At 60.7% G+C, this 17,273-nt stretch carries 12 protein-coding genes, 1 tRNA gene and 2 rRNA genes (1 of these 15 only partly in view); 10 read left to right on the forward strand and 5 right to left on the reverse strand.

The annotated features are described in order from the left end of the window. The first annotated feature begins 123 nt into the window (after nt 1–123). From ACP15I_RS15000 to ACP15I_RS15040, 9 genes are all read left to right on the forward strand, one after another. Nucleotides 124–1,098 carry a sensor histidine kinase gene (locus ACP15I_RS15000; RefSeq protein ID WP_424975716.1) on the forward strand — a complete coding sequence of 325 codons (975 nt, stop codon included), beginning with the start codon at nt 124–126 and terminating at the stop codon, nt 1,096–1,098. 194 nt (nt 1,099–1,292) lie between these two features. Next, nucleotides 1,293–2,606 (forward strand): sn-glycerol-3-phosphate ABC transporter substrate-binding protein UgpB, encoded by a 1,314-nt coding sequence (gene ugpB, locus ACP15I_RS15005; RefSeq protein WP_424975717.1) that lies wholly within the window; start codon nt 1,293–1,295, stop codon nt 2,604–2,606. Nucleotides 2,607–2,660: 54 nt separating this feature from the next. Next, nucleotides 2,661–3,542 (forward strand): sn-glycerol-3-phosphate ABC transporter permease UgpA, encoded by an 882-nt coding sequence (gene ugpA, locus ACP15I_RS15010; protein WP_424965341.1) that lies wholly within the window; start codon nt 2,661–2,663, stop codon nt 3,540–3,542. Nucleotides 3,543–3,562: 20 nt separating this feature from the next. Next, a complete protein-coding gene (ugpE, locus tag ACP15I_RS15015) occupies nt 3,563–4,399 on the forward strand; it encodes a sn-glycerol-3-phosphate ABC transporter permease UgpE (protein ID WP_424965427.1) in 837 nt (278 codons plus the stop codon). Nucleotides 4,400–4,401: 2 nt separating this feature from the next. Beyond that, a complete protein-coding gene (locus ACP15I_RS15020; protein ID WP_424975718.1) occupies nt 4,402–5,454 on the forward strand; it encodes a sn-glycerol-3-phosphate import ATP-binding protein UgpC in 1,053 nt (350 codons plus the stop codon). Nucleotides 5,455–5,599: 145 nt separating this feature from the next. Next, entirely contained in the window at nt 5,600–6,826 is a 1,227-nt protein-coding gene (locus tag ACP15I_RS15025; RefSeq protein ID WP_424975719.1) for an MFS transporter, read from the forward strand. Nucleotides 6,827–6,954: 128 nt separating this feature from the next. Continuing rightward, nucleotides 6,955–7,278 (forward strand): PepSY domain-containing protein, encoded by a 324-nt coding sequence (locus ACP15I_RS15030; protein ID WP_424975720.1) that lies wholly within the window; start codon nt 6,955–6,957, stop codon nt 7,276–7,278. 589 nt (nt 7,279–7,867) lie between these two features. Further along, on the forward strand, nt 7,868–8,608 hold the full coding sequence (locus ACP15I_RS15035) for an OB-fold-containig protein (protein ID WP_424975721.1): 741 nt from the start codon (nt 7,868–7,870) through the stop codon (nt 8,606–8,608). 21 nt (nt 8,609–8,629) lie between these two features. Further along, complete coding sequence (locus tag ACP15I_RS15040; protein ID WP_424975722.1) at nt 8,630–10,318, forward strand: flotillin domain-containing protein; 1,689 nt, start codon at nt 8,630–8,632, stop codon at nt 10,316–10,318. Nucleotides 10,319–10,422: 104 nt separating this feature from the next. Here ACP15I_RS15040 and ACP15I_RS15045 read toward each other — a convergent pair whose 3' ends face one another. Together ACP15I_RS15045 and ACP15I_RS15050 are read right to left on the reverse strand one after the other, a co-directional pair. Continuing rightward, complete coding sequence (locus tag ACP15I_RS15045) at nt 10,423–11,049, reverse strand: hypothetical protein (RefSeq protein ID WP_424975723.1); 627 nt, start codon at nt 11,047–11,049, stop codon at nt 10,423–10,425. Between the two features lie 239 nt (nt 11,050–11,288). Then, nucleotides 11,289–13,622: a DUF1989 domain-containing protein gene (locus ACP15I_RS15050; protein WP_424975724.1), complete on the reverse strand. Its 2,334-nt coding sequence runs from the start codon at nt 13,620–13,622 to the stop codon at nt 11,289–11,291. A 170-nt stretch (nt 13,623–13,792) separates the two neighbouring features. On the opposite strand from ACP15I_RS15050, the gene ACP15I_RS15055 reads away from it, so the two are divergent. Beyond that, complete coding sequence (locus ACP15I_RS15055; RefSeq protein ID WP_424975759.1) at nt 13,793–14,794, forward strand: LacI family DNA-binding transcriptional regulator; 1,002 nt, start codon at nt 13,793–13,795, stop codon at nt 14,792–14,794. A 186-nt stretch (nt 14,795–14,980) separates the two neighbouring features. Here the strand turns inward: ACP15I_RS15055 and ACP15I_RS15060 are convergent. The 3 genes from ACP15I_RS15060 to ACP15I_RS15070 form a co-directional block, all read right to left on the reverse strand. Continuing rightward, nucleotides 14,981–15,057 (reverse strand) — tRNA-Met (locus ACP15I_RS15060). 72 nt (nt 15,058–15,129) lie between these two features. Further along, nucleotides 15,130–15,244 (reverse strand): 5S ribosomal RNA (gene rrf, locus ACP15I_RS15065). Between the two features lie 209 nt (nt 15,245–15,453). Continuing rightward, a 23S ribosomal RNA gene (locus tag ACP15I_RS15070) occupies nt 15,454–17,273 on the reverse strand; it runs 1,009 nt beyond the window's last position.

The raw sequence follows: 17,273 nt of genomic DNA on the forward strand, positions 1-17,273 counted from the left end.
GCACAATGCGTTGGAGTTTAAGTGACTGGACAACACGCCATTATGAGGCTTCGGAGGGGAGGACGTACACGGCGCTCGTGGACTGATCGCGGGCCCTTGTCTGGCGTGCTGAGACAGCTTGCGATGGCGGTTTCACTTCTCCTGGCACCCATGGCGCAGGCTGCCGAACTGAACCTGTCCGGGAGCCATAAACTCATGCTCGCGGCAGATGCCCCGGGTTTCGCCGAGCCGGGTTATGATGACAGCGGATGGCAGAGCGAGGTGGTCGTGGCCCTGATCCTGATGGTGGTCTGGAGCGTGATTGCCCTGGCGCAGGACCTGGACCACGCCCGGCCCCTTCTGGTGGGTATCGGCGCGCTGAGCGCTTCGATCCTTGTCGATCTCATGCTGCCCGCAGACTACTTCGAGACCACCTTTGGTGTGCGCCTCGGCGAGCTCGGCGTGCTCGCGCTGCTTCTGTCGCTGTTCTACATTTTCGGCCAGCGGGTCCTGCGCCTCGAGACGGCGGTGCTGCGCGCGAATTCAGACGTGCTGACGGCCCGTGAACAGGAGCGCGCCCGGATCGCGCAGGACCTGCACGATGGCGTCGGACAATGGCTTTCGGTGGTGAAGATCAAGCTTGAGGTTCTGAAGGCCAAGACCCCCCGGGACCCAAACGCCGCAAACGATCCCCTGACAGAGCTTGTCTCGGACATGGGCAACGCGCTCGAAGAGACGCGCCGGGTCGCGCAGGACCTGTCACCGGTGTTTCTGGACGATCACGGGCTGGTGGGCGCCATGCGGAACCTCGCCTCGCGCCTCGCTTTGCAGACACGGCACGCCATCACGCTGGACGCGCCCGCGAATCTGGACCTGCCGGCGCCAGTGCGGAACCATGTGTTCCGGATTTATCAGGAGGCGATGCGCAATGCCTTGACCCATAGCGGCGCAGATCAGATCGATGTCACCCTCTCGACGCAGGGCGGCCGCTGTCGACTGGTGGTGGACGACAATGGGTGCGGCCTCGACCTCCGGCGCATTGCATCCGCCCGCAAGGACGCGCCGCCGGGCCGGGGGCTGGCAAGCTGCGGTCAACCGGCGCCCGGTGAAGAGAAATAGCACGAACGGCGCAACCTCCGGCATGGCGGACGGGGCGGACAGCGCTCGCCCCCTGGGCGCCCCTTAGGCCAAATCCCTGAAATGACAAGCGACCCTTGCAATGCGGCTCCGCGAGGGTAATGTCGGACATCTGAGATGGCTTCGGACAAGAACGCTGTTCAAGAACGCACGCAACGACGTGCAAGGGAGGAAGAATGAGAAAACACCTTACTGGCGCGCTCCTGCTCGCCGGAACCGCTTTGTCGCCCATGGCTGCCTACGCGCAAACCGAGGTTCAGTTCTGGCACGCCTTCACGGGCCGCCTCGGCGAGCTGGTGAAAGCCCAGGTCGAAGAATTCAACGGAAGCCAGGACGATTTCGTCGTCGTCGAAAGCCACAAGGGCAACTATTCCGAAACGCTGAACGCCGGGATCGCGGCCTTCCGCGCGGGCGAGCAGCCCCATATCCTGATGGTGTTCGAAGTGGGCACCGCGACCATGATGTCCGCCGCGGGTGCAACCAAGCCGGTCTACGAAGTGATGGCCGAGAGCGGCGCGACCTTTGACCCGGATGCCTATATCGGCTCGGTCAAAGGGTATTACACCACGACCGATGGCGAGATGCTGTCCTTGCCCTTCAACTCCTCGACCCCGGTTCTCTGGGTGAACCGTGACGCGTTCGAGGCGGCGGGCGTGGATCCGGACACGGACCTGTCCACATGGCAGAATGTCGGCGCGACGCTGGATGCCCTGAAAGCCGGGGGCGAGGATTGCCCGCTGGTCACCGCTTGGCAGAGCTGGATCCACCTGGAGAACTTCTCGGCCTATCACGACGTGCCCTTCGCCTCGAAGGACAATGGCTTTGCCGGTCTGGACACCGAGCTGATGCTGAATGGCGAAGCACAGGTCGCGCATCTGACCGCGATGGGTCAGTGGGCCCAAGACGGCAAGTTCATCTATACGGGCCGCCGCAACGAGGGTGGCGCGAACTTCCGGTCTGGTGAATGCGCGCTCTTTACCGAGAGCTCGGCAGGCTATGCCGGGATCAAGGCCGAGGCGCAGTTCGACTTCGATGTGCGCCCGCTCCCCTATTGGGAAGGTGTCGGCAACGGCCCGCAGAACACCATCATCGGGGGCGCGTCCCTCTGGGTGCTCGAAGGGCATGAAAGCGACGAGTACAAGGGCGTGGGCGAGTTCCTGGCCTTCCTCTCGTCCTCGGATGTTCAGGCGCAATGGCACCAGGATACCGGCTATCTTCCGATCACAGCCGAGGCCGGGGAAGCCACCCGCGCCGCCGGGTTCTATGAAGAGAACCCTGGCACCGATATCGCGGTGATCCAGATGACCGCGAAAGAGCCGACGGCCAATTCCAAGGGTCTGCGCCTTGGATCCTTCGATCAGATCCGCGGGATCATCGACGAAGAGCTCGAGGCGATCTGGTCCGGCGACAAGACGGCCCAGGCGGCCATGGACAGCGCCAAGACACGGGGCGATGCCCTGCTGCGGCGCTTTGAATCCGCCAACCGTTAAGACCTGATCGGGCAGGCCCACGCGGCCTGCCCGTTTCCTTGCGGGGGCAAGTTCATGGAAAAGCGCGTCACCTTTCGCGGCTGGCTGTTGCCGGTTCTTCTCATCGCGCCACAGGTGCTCGTCTCGGCGGTGTTCTTCTTTTACCCGGCCGCGCAGGCGATCTGGCAATCGCTGTTCATTCCCGACCCGTTCGGGCTCTCCTCGCAATTCGTGGGGCTCGGCAATTTCGAGTTCCTGCTGAGCGACCCTTTCTACCGCGCATCCTTCGTGACCACGGCGGTCTTCTCGATCCTTGTCACGCTCTGCTCGATGATCCCGGCTCTGTTCCTGGCGGTCATCGCGGACCGGTTGATCAAGGGCTCGGGCGTCTATCGCACCCTGCTGATCTGGCCCTATGCGGTGGCCCCTGCCGTGGCCGGGGTGCTGTGGCTGTTCATGTTCAACACGCGGGTGGGCGTGATCTCGTGGTATCTCGGCACCCTTGGCTATGACTGGAACCACGTCCTGAATGGCGGCGAGGCCATGGGCCTTGTGGTGGTCGCCTCGGCCTGGGGGCGGATCAGCTACAACTTCCTGTTCTTCTTCGCAGCCCTGCAGGCCGTGCCGAAATCGGTGATCGAGGCCGCGGCCATTGACGGCGCGCGGTTTTGGCGGCGGTTCTTCACCATTGTGTTGCCGCTGCTCTCACCAACCACGTTCTTCCTTCTGGTGGTGAACGTGGTCTATGCCTTCTTCGAAACCTTCGGCGTGATCCACACGATCACGGGGGGCGGGCCACAGCAATCCACGACCATCCTCGTCTACAAGGTCTTCTCGGACGGGTTTGTCGGACAGGATCTGGGGTCGAGCTCGGCCCAGTCGGTGATCCTGCTGGTGGTGGTCGGATTGCTGACCGTGATCCAGTTCAAGTTCATTGAAAAGCGGGTGCATTACTGATGGCCCGCGAAGTGCACGGAATGGTCGAAAAGCGCGGTGCAGGCCTGTGGCTGACCCATGTTTTCATGATCCTCGGCGTGCTGGTAATCTTCTTTCCGATCTGGCTGGCCTTCGTGGCCTCGACCGTCACCCAGCAAGAGATCATCCAGCCCCCGATGCCCGTGATCCCGGGCGACCAGTTCTGGATCAATTATCGCAATGCGCTGTTCTCGGGCGTCAACGTGCCCGTGGCGACCATGCTGTTCAACTCGCTGGTCATGGCGATCGGGATCGCGGTGGGCAAGATTGCCATCTCGCTGCTCTCGGCCTTCGCCATCGTCTATTTCCGCTTTCCCGGGCGCAACCTCTTCTTCTGGATGATCTTCCTGACGCTGATGTTGCCGGTGGAGGTGCGGATCGTGCCGACCTTCGAGGTCGTGGCCGGGTTCGGCATGCTCAACAGCTATTCCGGGCTGATCTTTCCGCTGATCGCCTCGGCGACGGCGACATTCCTCTTCCGGCAGTTCTTTCTGACAATTCCAGATGAGCTGGCCGAGGCCGCCCGGGTCGATGGCGCGCGGCCCATGCGGTTCTTCTGGGATATCGTCGTGCCCATGAGCCGGACAAATGTGGCGGCGCTCTTCGTGATCCTCTTCATCTATGGCTGGAACCAGTATCTCTGGCCGCTGCTGATCACGACCGATCCGGAGATGAACACGATCGTCATGGGCATCAAGCAGATGTTCCCCTCGGGCGATGACTTTGCCCATTGGCCGACCATCATGGCGACTTCCATCCTTGCGATGATTCCGCCGGTGATCGTCGTGGTGGGGATGCAGCGGCTCTTCATCCGCGGCCTTGTAGACAGCGAGAAATAGATATGGCGACAGTCACCCTTCAGGACGTCAAGAAAAGCTTTGGCGCCACGGACGTGATCCACGGGATCGATGTCGAGATCGCCGATGGTGAGTTCATCGTCATTGTCGGTCCGTCGGGCTGCGGGAAATCCACCCTGCTGCGGATGGTGGCTGGGCTGGAAACCGTCTCATCCGGCGATGTCCTGATCGGCGGGACGCGGGCCAATGACAAGGAACCCATGGATCGCGACATCGCCATGGTGTTTCAGAACTACGCGCTCTACCCGCATATGTCCGTGCGCCAGAACATGGGTTACGGGCTCAAGATCGCGGGCCTGCCGAAGGACGAGATCAACGCCAAGGTCGAGGAGGCCGCCCGCCTCCTGCAGCTTGCGCCGCTTCTGGACCGCAAGCCCAAGCAGCTCTCGGGCGGACAGCGCCAGCGCGTCGCCATGGGCCGCGCTATCGTCCGGGAACCGGCGGTGTTTCTCTTTGACGAACCGCTCAGCAATCTCGATGCCAAGCTGCGCGTGCAGATGCGTCTCGAGATCCGCGAGCTTCAGGCCAAGCTGGGGATCACCTCGCTTTATGTGACCCATGATCAGGTCGAGGCCATGACCATGGCGGATCGGATGATCGTGATGAATGGCGGGGTGGCCGAGCAGATCGGCACGCCTCTGGAGGTCTATGAAACCCCGCGCACCCTGTTTGCCGCGCAGTTCATCGGCAGCCCGGCCATGAACATCCTCGACGCGCAGATCGCAAACGGGCAGGTCGTGCTGGAGGGGCAAAGCCTCGCCCAGACCAGCCATCCCGACGGACCGGTGAAGTTCGGGGTCCGCCCTGAGCATATGGTGCCGGACACAGGCGGTGCGCTGGCGGTCACCATCCAGATGACCGAGCCCCTGGGTGCCAACACCTTGCTCCATGGCAAACTGGCGGGGCATCCGGACAGCTTTACCCTGAGCCTGCCGGGTGTGCATGCCATGCCGGGCTCGAGCGCGGCACAGCGGTTCTCGGTACAGCCGGGCCAATTCCATCTCTTCGATCCAGAGACCGGCCTGCGCCTGTCCTAGGACGCGCCTCCCACGCGTTGACGCAACCCTCGGACGCGCCATGTATCCGTCGACAGAGCGGTGCGGCTTTGGCCGTTTTTGACGCCTGACTGTCATTTCAGCCAGAGGCAAGACCGCCTAAAGGTTTCTGCACCAAGAGGCGCAGATGCCGGGAATGGACGAGATCATGAACGTGACGGCCCCCAAGACACCGCCCGTGGGCGCGCTGAACTTCGCCCTGCTTTTGGGGGCCAACGCAATCCTTGGATCCGCAATGCCGATGATGATCATCCTCGGGGCGCTGGCCGGTCTGCTTCTGGCGCCCACACCGGCGCTGGCCACCCTGCCCGCCTCTGTCTCGACCCTCGCGGGGCTGGTGGCTGCGGCACCGTTCTCGCTCTTCATGGGGCGCTATGGCCGTCGGGCTGGTTTCATGGTGGGGGCTGTGGTTGCGGGTCTGGGCGCGGCGGCGGGTGTGGTCGGTGTCATGCACTCCAGCTTCGTCCTGCTGCTGCTGGGCCATTTTGCGATCGGGGCGGCGTTGGCCTGTTTTCAGTTCTTTCGCTTCGCCGCCGCCGAGGTTGTGCCGGAACGCTGGAAGCCCGTGGCGATCTCATTGATGCTGACCTCCGGCCTACTGGCCGCCTTTGCCGGGCCCGAGGTGTTTGCCCGCACAAAGGACCTGCTTGCCCCCATTCCCTTTGCCGGCGCCTATGGGGCGATCATCCTTCTCAACGTGATCGGGGTCATCCCGCTTCTTTTCCTGCGCGGGTCGCAGGCACCCCAGAGGCCAGACGCGGCGACCACGTCGCCCGTCCGCGTCGCGCAGGTCCTGAGGCGGCCCGCGGTCGCCGTGGCGATTGCGGCTGCCGCGGTCTCGCAGGGGGTGATGGTGCTGCTGATGGTGCCGACACCCATCGCCATGGTCGGATGCGGGTTCGGCGAGGCCACGGCCGGGGACGTGGTGCGCTGGCATGTGGTTGCGATGTTCGCGCCCAGCTTTTTCACCGGGTTTCTGATCAAGCGCTTCGGAGCCACGGGGATCGTGATGACCGGTCTCGCGCTGCTCGGAGGCTCGGGCGTGATTGCCGCCAGTGGCGTGACCCTGCCCCATTTCTACGGCGCATTGATCGTTCTCGGGCTGGGCTGGAATTTCGGGTTCGTAGGCGCGACGAGCCTTTTGGCAGACGCGCTCGCCCCGCAAGAGCGCCCCTCGGTTCAGGGCCTCAACGATACGGTCATTGCGCTCTGCGCCTCCCTCTGCGCCTTTGCCTCTGGGGCGCTGGTGAACGGAGCGGGCTGGACGGTGCTCGCACTCATGGCGCTGCCCATTGTCGGCGGGATGGCGCTTGCCCTTCTCTGGGCCGCGCGCCAGCGCCAAGCGGCCGTCTGATCGGGCGCTTGCCGCGCGATATGCCTCCACGGACCTGAGACAACCATCGCCGAAGGGCACTACGCGCGACTTGCTCGATGCGCATACCGTCTCTGCGACCATCGCGGGGGCAATCATCGGCATCCTCGTTGCCGCGGCATGGGTACAGTCCACCGCTCAACACGCTGGCTGCAACCCTTGGCGCACTCAGCCTGCCCGTTCTCACACAAACAACGCCAAGCGCCGCCGTCACGAGGAACCAAGCCACAGCCGTCGCACTCGCCGCCCAGACCGGCACCATTGCCGAGGCCGAACTTGACCAGTTCGAGGGGCGCGCGGCCTATGACATTGAGGTCGTGAATGCGGCTGGGGACGAAATCGAGTTCAAGGTGGACGCGGAGACAGGAGAAATCCTGAATGTCTGGACTGACGATGACCCGACGAATGACCCGGTGGGCGCGGATAGTGATTGAGATATTGCAAAACTGGGCCCGAATACGGGCCCAGTTTCATTCGACCTTCTATCGGGTGAAGATCGTTTCTTTCTGAAAATCTATTTTTTAACCAAACGTCAAAAGAACAATTTGAAACAACTCAGCTTTATCCGAGATAGAGCTGCGGGTTCCGTAAAATCTGGCGCAATGGCAAGCGCTTTTTCCCAGTGTTCTTCAGATGACTGCACCCGAATTACACGGGCATATTTCTCATGACCTCAAAGGGCTGTTGTGCACCGCAGGAACCGCACAAGGATCACGTGCAGGCTTCCAGAAACCGCACAAAACCTCAGGTTTTGCCAGAGTTCGGTCAAAACTAGACTGAACCGATCGGCGCGAGATCCATTCGTGGAATTGCGTCTTCTCCCATTGCTACTGATCTGCTCAGCGCGCCCGGATCTTTTTGGTGGGAACCCGCTTGGCAGCCCTATGCGTAACATCGTTTCGCCCAAATCATCCATCAGGAATTGACCAGAAACTCAGGAGTGCGTTTCGGAATGGCCTTGTAACAGGAACGTGAGCATCCATATTAGATGTATACCACGGAATACAGAAGAAAGGCCGAACGATGTTCGACCTCTACTTAACGGAGCCGGTCGCTCCGTTTACAATTGCGCTCGCGCTTCTGCTCGGGCTCCTGGCGCTGGAACTCGTCCTGGCGCTGCTTGGCGTGACCCTCTTGGGGTTGGGTGCGGATGCAGAGATTGACCTCGATCTAGACGTCGCTGAGCCCAACCTCGGCGATCTCGACATAGATTTCGGCGATGCCGATCCGGAGCTCTTTGATTTTGCAGATGCCGGGCCGAGCAGCGATGCCGCGCTTGAGGCCACTGAGACCGTGGCACCGGGGGTGGCGTCCTGGCTGGGCCTTGGCAAGGTGCCGACCTTGATATGGTTCGCCGCAGCATTGCTCGGCTTTGGCGTCACGGGGGTCGCCTTGCAAAGCACTGCCGTTGCAGTGTTCGGAGCCGCGCTCCCCGCCGTTCTGGCCGCTCTCCCAGCGGTCTTTGCCGGCCTCTGGTTCGCACGATCATTCGGCGCAGTGTTCGCACGCATGCTGCCGAAAACAGAAAGCACAGCGCTCTCGGCGCGCCATCTCGGACGCCGCATCGGGGTCGTTACACAAGGCACGGCAAAGCGGGGAAAGCCGACCGAAGTCCGCATCTCGGACCGGCATGGCAATACCCATTACCTGCGGGCAGAGCCTTTGAAGGACGAGGACGAGATCCCTGCCGGGACTGAAGTCCTGGTTCTGCGCCACCGGTTTGAAGAGGGGTATCGACTGGTGCCTCTCGGCCCCGAAAGCTGATCAACAACATAGGAGAACTTCATGGATTTCGTTTCACTTGGCATCATTGTCGGATCAGTCCTCGCCTTCCTGCTCTTTGTCGGGCTGGTGCTGGGGCGCCTGTATCGGCGCGCAACTCGGGAGGTCTCGCTGGTCAAGACCGGCGCTGGCGGAAAGACGGTGATCATGGACGGAGGCACGATCGTCGTGCCCCTGCTGCATGAAATCAGCCCTGTGAATATGAAGACCCTCCGGCTGGAGGTGGCGCGCAATGCCGATGGCGCCTTGATCACCAAGGACCGGATGCGGGTGGATGTGGGGGTCGAATTCTACGTCTCCGTCAACGCCACCGAGGAAGGCATCAGCCGGGCCGCGCAGACACTGGGGGATCGCACGTTTTTCGTGGACCAGCTCCGGGAATTGATCGAGGGCAAGCTGATCGACGGGCTGCGGGCCGTGGCCGCGCAGATGACCATGGATGAGCTGCACGAGAACCGCTCAGAGTTCGTTCAGGAGGTACAGAACACCGTGTCAGAAGACCTGCTCAAGAACGGACTGGAGCTTGAATCCGTCTCGCTCACCGCGCTGGACCAGACCCCGTTCGAAGCGTTGGACGAGAACAACGCCTTCAACGCCGTCGGGATGCGCAAGCTGGCCGAGGTGATCGCCACATCCAAGAAGGAGCGCGCCGAGATCGACGCGGATGCCGATGTCTCTGTCCGGCGCGCGGCGATGGAAGCGGAACGTCTGAAACTAAAGATCGAACAGGATGAGCGTCAGGCCGCCATCGCACAACGGCAGGAAATCGCGACGCTCGAAGCCGCCCAGCAGGCAGAGATCGCGCGGCGTGAAGAGGATTCCTCGCGCGAACGCGAACAGGCGCGCATCAAGCGCGAAGAGGCGATCCGTGCCTCGGACATTGCCCGCGAGAAGGCGATCCGCGAGGCCGAGATCACCCGGGACCGCGAGTTGCAGGTGGCGGATCAGGAACGGCTGATCATCATCAACAAGAAGTCAGAAGAGGAAAGCCAGGCCAAGGCGAGTGCCGACCAGGCCCGCGCCGAAGCCACCAAGGCGCAGGAGGCAATCGAAACCGCGCGCTCCGTCGCCATGGCCGAGCGAGAGAAGCAAATCGTTCTGATCCACGCCCAACAGGAGGCCGAGCGCGCGGCGACGCGGATAAAGATTGAAGCGCAAGCCGAGAAGGATGCCGCGCAGGACCGTGCGGAAGCGCACCGCGAAGAGGCGCAAGCCGATGCCGATGCGCTCACGATCCGCGCGGCGGCCAAGAAAACCGACCTTCTGGCCGAGGCAGAAGGGCGGCAGGCCATCGTCGAGGCGGAAAACGCCATTGCGGCAGAGATCGTCAATATGAAGATCGCGCTGGCGCGTCTCGAGAAGCTGCCGGAGGTGGTCGCCCAGATGGTGAAACCGGCCGAGAAGATCGATACGATCCGCATTCACCAGGTCTCCGGACTGAGCGGTGCGGGAGGTGCTGGCGGTGGGACTGGTGGTGCAGACAAGCCGCCCGTAAACCAGGCACTCGACTCGATCATGGGCATGGCTGTTCAGCTGCCCGCCCTGAAGAAGATCGGAGAGGAGCTTGGTGTGTCCATGGATAACGGGGTGGCCGGGCTGGCCGAGAGCCTCGTGGAGAACGCCAAGGATCCGACACTCGCCCCTCCGGCCGAGCGTCAGGAGAGCGCGGATCTTTCAATCGACAAGACCTGACAAGTCCCGCCCCTGGCCCTGCGAAGAGCGAGCCTCTTGAGGCTCCCTTTCCAGGATCGGCCGGGGGCAGAACGTTCAACGCAGCGCAGGGCTTGCCACAGCATTCAAAGAGGTTCCTCCAACGCGCCGTCCACAGCTGGCGACGTTGCCCAGTGAAAAGGCTGGGCTGGCGTACCCGAGAGGTGATGGAAGCGCGGGACATGCCCCCCAGCACCGACACTGCCGTCCGACAGGCCTTCGACTATCACAGCCTTGGCGACCTCTCCAGTGGCGCGCGCGCCGGTCAGATCCGCAGTCAAAGCCATCGACAAGCTCATCATGGCGAGCTGGTTGATCCCTGCCATGATCGAGGGCATCGCCCGCGGCCGCTCCACCTTGGTCAGAAAATGTCGTGGCTTCGCACCGAAGGCCAGAGCGGCATCTGACGTGTTCGCAGGAACCTGCTGACCGCCAAGAGCGGTCAGAACCCCCATCGCAATCATCCATGGCGGGCCGACAAATTCAGCACTGATCGCATTGAGCATCACTCGGAGGAAGACGGTGATGCCATCGAAACCACTCAATTCTAGCGAGAAACTTGCATTGTCGCGGACGGTACGGTGCGGGATCAAAGCCATGCTCCGACACACCATGCCGATCTCGTCGGCGCGTATTTCGCGCAAGGCCTCTGGGCCCATGTTCCCGACCTTGGCACCGTTCATCAGGATTTCACCTGAGGTCGGCTCAATCAATCAGGTGATATGGCATACACGCATCGACTTGCTGGAGCCTGACACTCCCATGATGCAGAAGATCTCGCCCTCTCCAACGCTGATTGAGACGTCGCGCACCCTGACAACAAGGCCGAAACGATCCAGCAGCTCTGCCTTTGACAGGCCCTCCGATCGCGCGGCGGCCGTGGCGCGCCCCGCTCGGCTGCCGAAGAGTGTCCAAACGCCCTTGCAAACGATGACATCTTGTTTTGCTGCGCTCAGGCGCGGGCCTTCTCGCGTTTTGGATCCAAAAACGGCAGGGCGCAGACGGTGCAAGGCAGCCGTTTCATATGTCCGTCCAGACGCCCGGCTTCGAGATTCTGTCCGTCGTCGCTGTTCTCGACGGCGACCCGGGCCATTGCGATTGCATGGCCAAGCTGGGGGGAATACGTGGCGCTGGTGACGACGCCCACCTGCTCGCGGTCGACATACACCGGATCACCATGCTCCGGCATTTCCTTGCCCGAAAACGTCAGCCCGACCAGACGTCGGCGCATCGCTGCTTTGTTGCGCTCCAACGCTTTGCGGCCAATGAAATCGTCTTTCTTGAAGTCGACGGCGAAACCCAACCCGGACTCCATCGCGTCGACATCCGGGCCAAACTCGGCGCCTGCAATCATCAGCCCGGCTTCTATCCGCACCATATCAAGCGCAGCCCCGCCCATCGGGACCAACCCATCGGGCGCTCCGGCGTCCATGACGCCATCCCAAATGGAAAGAGCGTCATCACGGTCGCAGAAAATCTCATAGCCCAGCTCACCCGTAAATCCCGTCCGGCACAGCATGAAGACCGGGCCGTCGCGGTCTTTGAGGCGCGCGATTGTGAAGCCAAACCACTTTATGTTCTCAAGTGGCGGGCGCCCCGGCTGGGTGAAGACGATTTTGCTCAGGATATCTCGCGACTTGGGGCCTTGCAGGGCGAGGTTCACCATTCGGTGCCCAAGAGAACGCACATGCACCTGCAGCCCCAGCTTTTCCGCCATTTCCCGCAGGTGAAGCGCAGAATTGTCCGAACCGCAGCACCACCGGTAAGTCGTAGGTTCGATGCAAAAGAGCGTCCCGTCATCGAGCACGCTGCCGCGCTCGTCGCACATCAAGGCATAGAACCCGCGATGCTGCGCCAGTTTTTCCACGTTGCGGGTCAGGCAATGCTGCAACAATGCGGCGGCGTCCGGACCAATCACATCGTACTTGCGCAGACCTGACATGTCCTGAAGCGTCGCAGCCGTCTTGCAGGCCCAATACTCTTCAATCGCTCCTGTGGCATCAAAATGGGTGGGCATCCAAAGATCACGTGAGACGAGGAAATGGCTGGTCAGTTTTGACGTACGCGGATGGAAGGCAGAGTGCCGCGTGAGTTTCGCACCATCCTCTGGCTGCGCCCGCCAGGATACGGAATGTGTAATCGAGCTGTCCTCTTCGTAGATGCGAACGTGGATGTCCGTTGGGTTCCAGCCGTTGATCGGGTCGACGTCATCGGGACAGGCGGTCGAGACGCATACCAGATCTGTCAGCGCCTCCATGGCGACGTAGTCGCCGGGGCGGGACCACGCCTCATCTGAGCTCAGGCCGCCATGCCCCGGGTCCACCCATGAGTTGAAAAAGAAGTTGATTGCCGGCCATGCCGCTCGTCGGGCGATGCTATAGGGTGCGAACGCGTTCGAGATATTGTCAGAGCAGTTGATATGCCCCGGAAATCCACGATCCTCATAGCCGCGCGCGGTACAGGCCAGGGCGTATGTGTCATGTCGTCCGACCGTGTCCTGGCGTACGGCCAAAAGGGGGCGAATATCCTGGTCGTAGAATTTGTCGTGCAACCCCGGCAGAGGATAGGCAGCGCGGGCCATTGTACGTGACACGGTCGAGTCGATATAACGCTCCACCCCGTCATCCAGCGCCGAAGCCCGCATCGCCATGAAATCCGAGCATTGCTGCCCTTCCACATCGATCACCTGAACAAACTGGCCCTTCCGGACCTCATAGGCCAGGGCCGTGCCCCGCGCGATGCGCCATTCGTCCTTGATCCGCCCAAGCGGTCGCGGCAGGGCGAGTTCGGTCGATGGGTTGTCGGGCGGCTGTACGCGCAACGCGAAACGGGATCCACCACCGGTCTCGACAAACCCGCGCGTCACCGGGGCAATGACGAAAACAGAGCAATCCTGCGTCACCTTGGTGACGTGCAGAGCACCCGGCTTGGAGGTCGTGTCAAACAGAGCAACGCCCGTCGCATCGGCAATCTCGCCATCCCGGGCACGCAGCAAAGCCTCCATCTCTCGACGATCAAAGCGCTCCAGGGGCAGTGGGTCCTGATCCGTCACTGGCACGCCAAGAGGCGTCGCGGAATAGGTCCTTTGATCCGGCAGCAGAAGCGTCAGCAGGGCTGGCCCACCACCGTCAACATTCGTCACCGAGAGCGTGGACCCCGCTTTGACGTCCAGTCGCGCAGCCTCACCGCAAAGCACGTCTTCGACCAGAACCGTGGGTTTACCGAGGCCGCGCAGTCTTGGGCGCGCGCCGTTGAGGATATGGCCTTCCAGTCGCATTTTCTGCATCAAAGCCCTTGTGCGAAACCTGTTACTTGCCATTCAGTAACCGGTTACTTTAGGAGGAAGACTTAGCCGTCGGACAACGATCGAATAGCATTCCAGAGATGCAGAAGTTAATGATCTGATCGTTTTTCGAGTCAAGCGAAATAGTGGAAAGACAAACAGCCGGGATTTCAGTGGTTAAGAAAATAGGCACAATCAGAGCCGTCGCGCGAGACACCGGATTGTCCACAGCAACCGTGTCCCGCGTGATGAACGGGAATCCGAAGGTGAACCCGGAAATGCGGACCAGAGTTCTGGAGGCGGCAAAGCGGTTGAACTATGTGCCCAACCCGGCAGCCAGAGCGCTCTCAACCGCAAAGTCCAAGACCATTGCGGCAATCATCCCCAGCATCGAACACTCGGTCTATGCAAAATACATCACCGCCGTGGAGCATACCCTCAGCGGTCTGGGGTATACCCTCGTCTTGGCGATATCGAACGCCGATCTGGAACAGGAGCTCAACGCCGCCGAACAACTGATTGCGATGGGCGCTGAGGCCTTTATCCTGACGGGTGCGGACCACAACACCGACCTGATGGACCTGCTGAACCTTCGCGCGAAACCGGTCGTGTTCACCTCGGTGTTCGACGCGGCCTGTGGTGTGCCCACCGTGGGCTATGACAATCGGCAGATCGCCTTCGATGCGGTCACCTTCCTGCAGGACCATGGTCATGAACGCATTGCGGTCGTGCATGGCCCGCATCTTGAGAGCGATAGAACCGTCTCACGATGCAAAGGGGTCCTTGACGCGTACCTTGGCAAAATCCAGCCGCGCTTCGTGGATGTCACGTTGAGCGTTGAAGGGGGCCGCGATGCCGCCCGGGACATTCTGAAGGCCTCTCAGCGCCCGACCGCAATTCTGTGCCTGTCAGATGTCTTGGCCCTCGGGGTGATGTTCCACTTGCAAAGCGTCGGAATGACGATCCCGGACGACATGTCGGTGATGGGATTTGACAACCTGGACTGGGCAAAGGAGTCCCATCCGAGCCTGACCACGATCGATTTGCCCGCAACCAAGATGGGGCAAGTCGCGGCGGAGTCGGTCGTCGCGAGACTTGAGAAGGGCTCCACGATCAACTCCGTCGCGTTGCCCGCACAAATCATCCCACGCAAATCGGTCATGAAGACCACTTAGTCTCTGTCTGGATCCCCATGCTCTGGATCGAGGCCCGCGCCCTGCCTCCGAGCGTTCATGTGTAGAGTCCGCTGCAGTTTCAGCGTTCCGCACATCTCAAAGTACCCTGCCTTCTTCCACTGCTTCGAATGCGCGAGCGCAAGAGCTCCCTGTGGGGCGCTAAGGTTCTGAGATATATTATGATTTTGGTTGCGGGAGTAGGATTTGAACCTACGACCTTCAGGTTATGAGCCTGACGAGCTACCGGGCTGCTCCATCCCGCGCCAGTTGCGTTGGCATTTTCTGCCTGGCGCTTTTTGTTGAGATCGTATTGAGAGTTCTAGGCTTTTTTCTAGGTTTGGCGGTGACCTACTCTCCCACGCCTTAAGACGCAGTACCATCGGCGCTACGGTGCTTAACGACCGAGTTCGGGATGGGATCGGGTGTTTCACTCGCGCTATGACCACCAAACCAAGGAAAAAGCCTTTGCAGAGCAAAGGCTTTTAGTTGGAGGCAGCGTTTCGACAAAGTCGACAACGCGTTCCAACACCGTTGATCTGCTGGGCGTACCACATTGAACACTGTCAGGTGTGGTGCGCTTTTTCACATCGGCGTCCAAGCCAAATACGTCTGTTATGTATGCTTTGATTATCCGCAGGGGCATTTGCCGTCTACTGGATCAAATCAAGCCTATCGGACCATTAGTACCAGTCAGCTGAGCACATTGCTGCGCTTACACCTCTGGCCTATCGACGTGGTGGTCTACCACGGTCCTCAGGGATACCTTGTTTTGAGGGGGGCTTCCCGCTTAGATGCCTTCAGCGGTTATCCTGTCCGATCATAGCTACCCAGCACTGCCGTTGGCACGACAACTGGTCCACCAGTGGATCGTTCACCCCGGTCCTCTCGTACTAGGGGCAACTCCTCTCAAGTATCCTACACCCACGGCAGATAGGGACCGAACTGTCTCACGACGTTCTAAACCCAGCTCACGTACCTCTTTAAACGGCGAACAGCCGTACCCTTGGGACCTGCTCCAGCCCCAGGATGAGATGAGCCGACATCGAGGTGCCAAACGGTGCCGTCGATATGGACTCTTGGGCACCATCAGCCTGTTATCCCCGGCGTACCTTTTATCCGTTGAGCGATGGCCCTTCCACTCGGGACCACCGGATCACTATGGCCGTCTTTCGACTCTGCTCGACTTGTCAGTCTCGCAGTCAGGCTGGCTTCTGCCATTGCACTCAACGAGCGATTTCCGACCGCTCTGAGCCAACCTTCGCGCGCCTCCGTTACGCTTTAGGAGGCGACCGCCCCAGTCAAACTACCCGCCACACAGGGTCCCGGATCCGGATAACGGACCGCGGTTAGACATCAAGCAATGCAAGGGTGGTATCTCAAGGAAGGCTCCACAAGAACTGGCGTTCCTGCTTCGAAGCCTACCACCTATCCTGCACATGCATGGCCTGATGCCAGTGTGAAGCTGTAGTAAAGGTGCACGGGGTCTTTCCGTCTAACCGCGGGAAGCCTGCATCTTGACAGGCAATTCAATTTCGCTGAGTCGATGTTGGAGACAGCGGGGAAGTCGTTACGCCATTCGTGCAGGTCGGAACTTACCCGACAAGGAATTTCGCTACCTTAGGACCGTTATAGTTACGGCCGCCGTTTACTGGGGCTTCAATTCGGAGCTTGCACTCCTCCTTTTAACCTTCCAGCACCGGGCAGGCGTCAGACCCTATACGTCGTCTTGCGACTTCGCAGAGCCCTGTGTTTTTAGTAAACAGTCGCCACCCCCTGGTTTGTGCCCCCCGCCTATAGTTGCCTACAAACGGGGCCTCCTTCTCGCGAACTTACGGAGGTATTTTGCCGAGTTCCTTCAACATCGTTCTCTCAAGCGCCTTGGTATTCTCTACCAGTCCACCTGTGTCGGTTTAGGGTACGATCTCATGGAGGGCTATTTCCAGGAACCGATCAGCGGCCCACCCAATCCGATAAGGGTGAACAACAGTCTCGATCCGTCACATCCTCCTGGCTCCGGAATATTAACCGGATTCCCATCGACTACGCCTTTCGGCCTCGCCTTAGGGGTCGGCTTACCCTGCTCAGATTAACTTTAAGCAGGAACCCTTGGACTTTCGGCGACAGGGTCTCTCACCCTGTTTGTCGCTACTCATGTCATCATTCTCACTGGTGATCACTCCACCGGATCGCTCACGCGCCGGCTTCACAGTCAAACCCGATCCTCCATAACACCCGAAGGTGCTGTAGAGGACTGGGTTATTTCACACCACGCTCTGCTACCATGCACTATGTGCATCCTAAGCTTCGGCTCATGGCTTGAGCCCCGTTACATCTTCGCCGCAGGACAACTTAATTAGACCAGTGAGCTGTTACGCTATCTTTAAAGGATGGCTGCTTCTAAGCCAACCTCCTGGTTGTTTTGGTCGTCCCACCTGCTTTCCCACTTAGCCATGAATTAGGGGCCTTAGCTGTAGGTCAG

The sequence above is a fragment of the Dinoroseobacter sp. S124A genome (genome assembly GCF_049801015.1).
Classification (GTDB): domain Bacteria; phylum Pseudomonadota; class Alphaproteobacteria; order Rhodobacterales; family Rhodobacteraceae; genus Dinoroseobacter.

Coding starts and splice junctions, on each gene's coding strand:
- ACP15I_RS15000 (WP_424975716.1), top strand. CDS start 124: ATGGCGGTTTCACTTCTCCTGGCACCCATGGCGCAGGCTGCCGAACTG.
- ugpB (WP_424975717.1), top strand. CDS start 1,293: ATGAGAAAACACCTTACTGGCGCGCTCCTGCTCGCCGGAACCGCTTTG.
- ugpA (WP_424965341.1), top strand. CDS start 2,661: ATGGAAAAGCGCGTCACCTTTCGCGGCTGGCTGTTGCCGGTTCTTCTC.
- ugpE (WP_424965427.1), top strand. CDS start 3,563: ATGGTCGAAAAGCGCGGTGCAGGCCTGTGGCTGACCCATGTTTTCATG.
- ACP15I_RS15020 (WP_424975718.1), top strand. CDS start 4,402: ATGGCGACAGTCACCCTTCAGGACGTCAAGAAAAGCTTTGGCGCCACG.
- ACP15I_RS15025 (WP_424975719.1), top strand. CDS start 5,600: ATGCCGGGAATGGACGAGATCATGAACGTGACGGCCCCCAAGACACCG.
- ACP15I_RS15035 (WP_424975721.1), top strand. CDS start 7,868: ATGTTCGACCTCTACTTAACGGAGCCGGTCGCTCCGTTTACAATTGCG.
- ACP15I_RS15040 (WP_424975722.1), top strand. CDS start 8,630: ATGGATTTCGTTTCACTTGGCATCATTGTCGGATCAGTCCTCGCCTTC.
- ACP15I_RS15050 (WP_424975724.1), bottom strand. CDS start 13,622: ATGCAGAAAATGCGACTGGAAGGCCATATCCTCAACGGCGCGCGCCCA.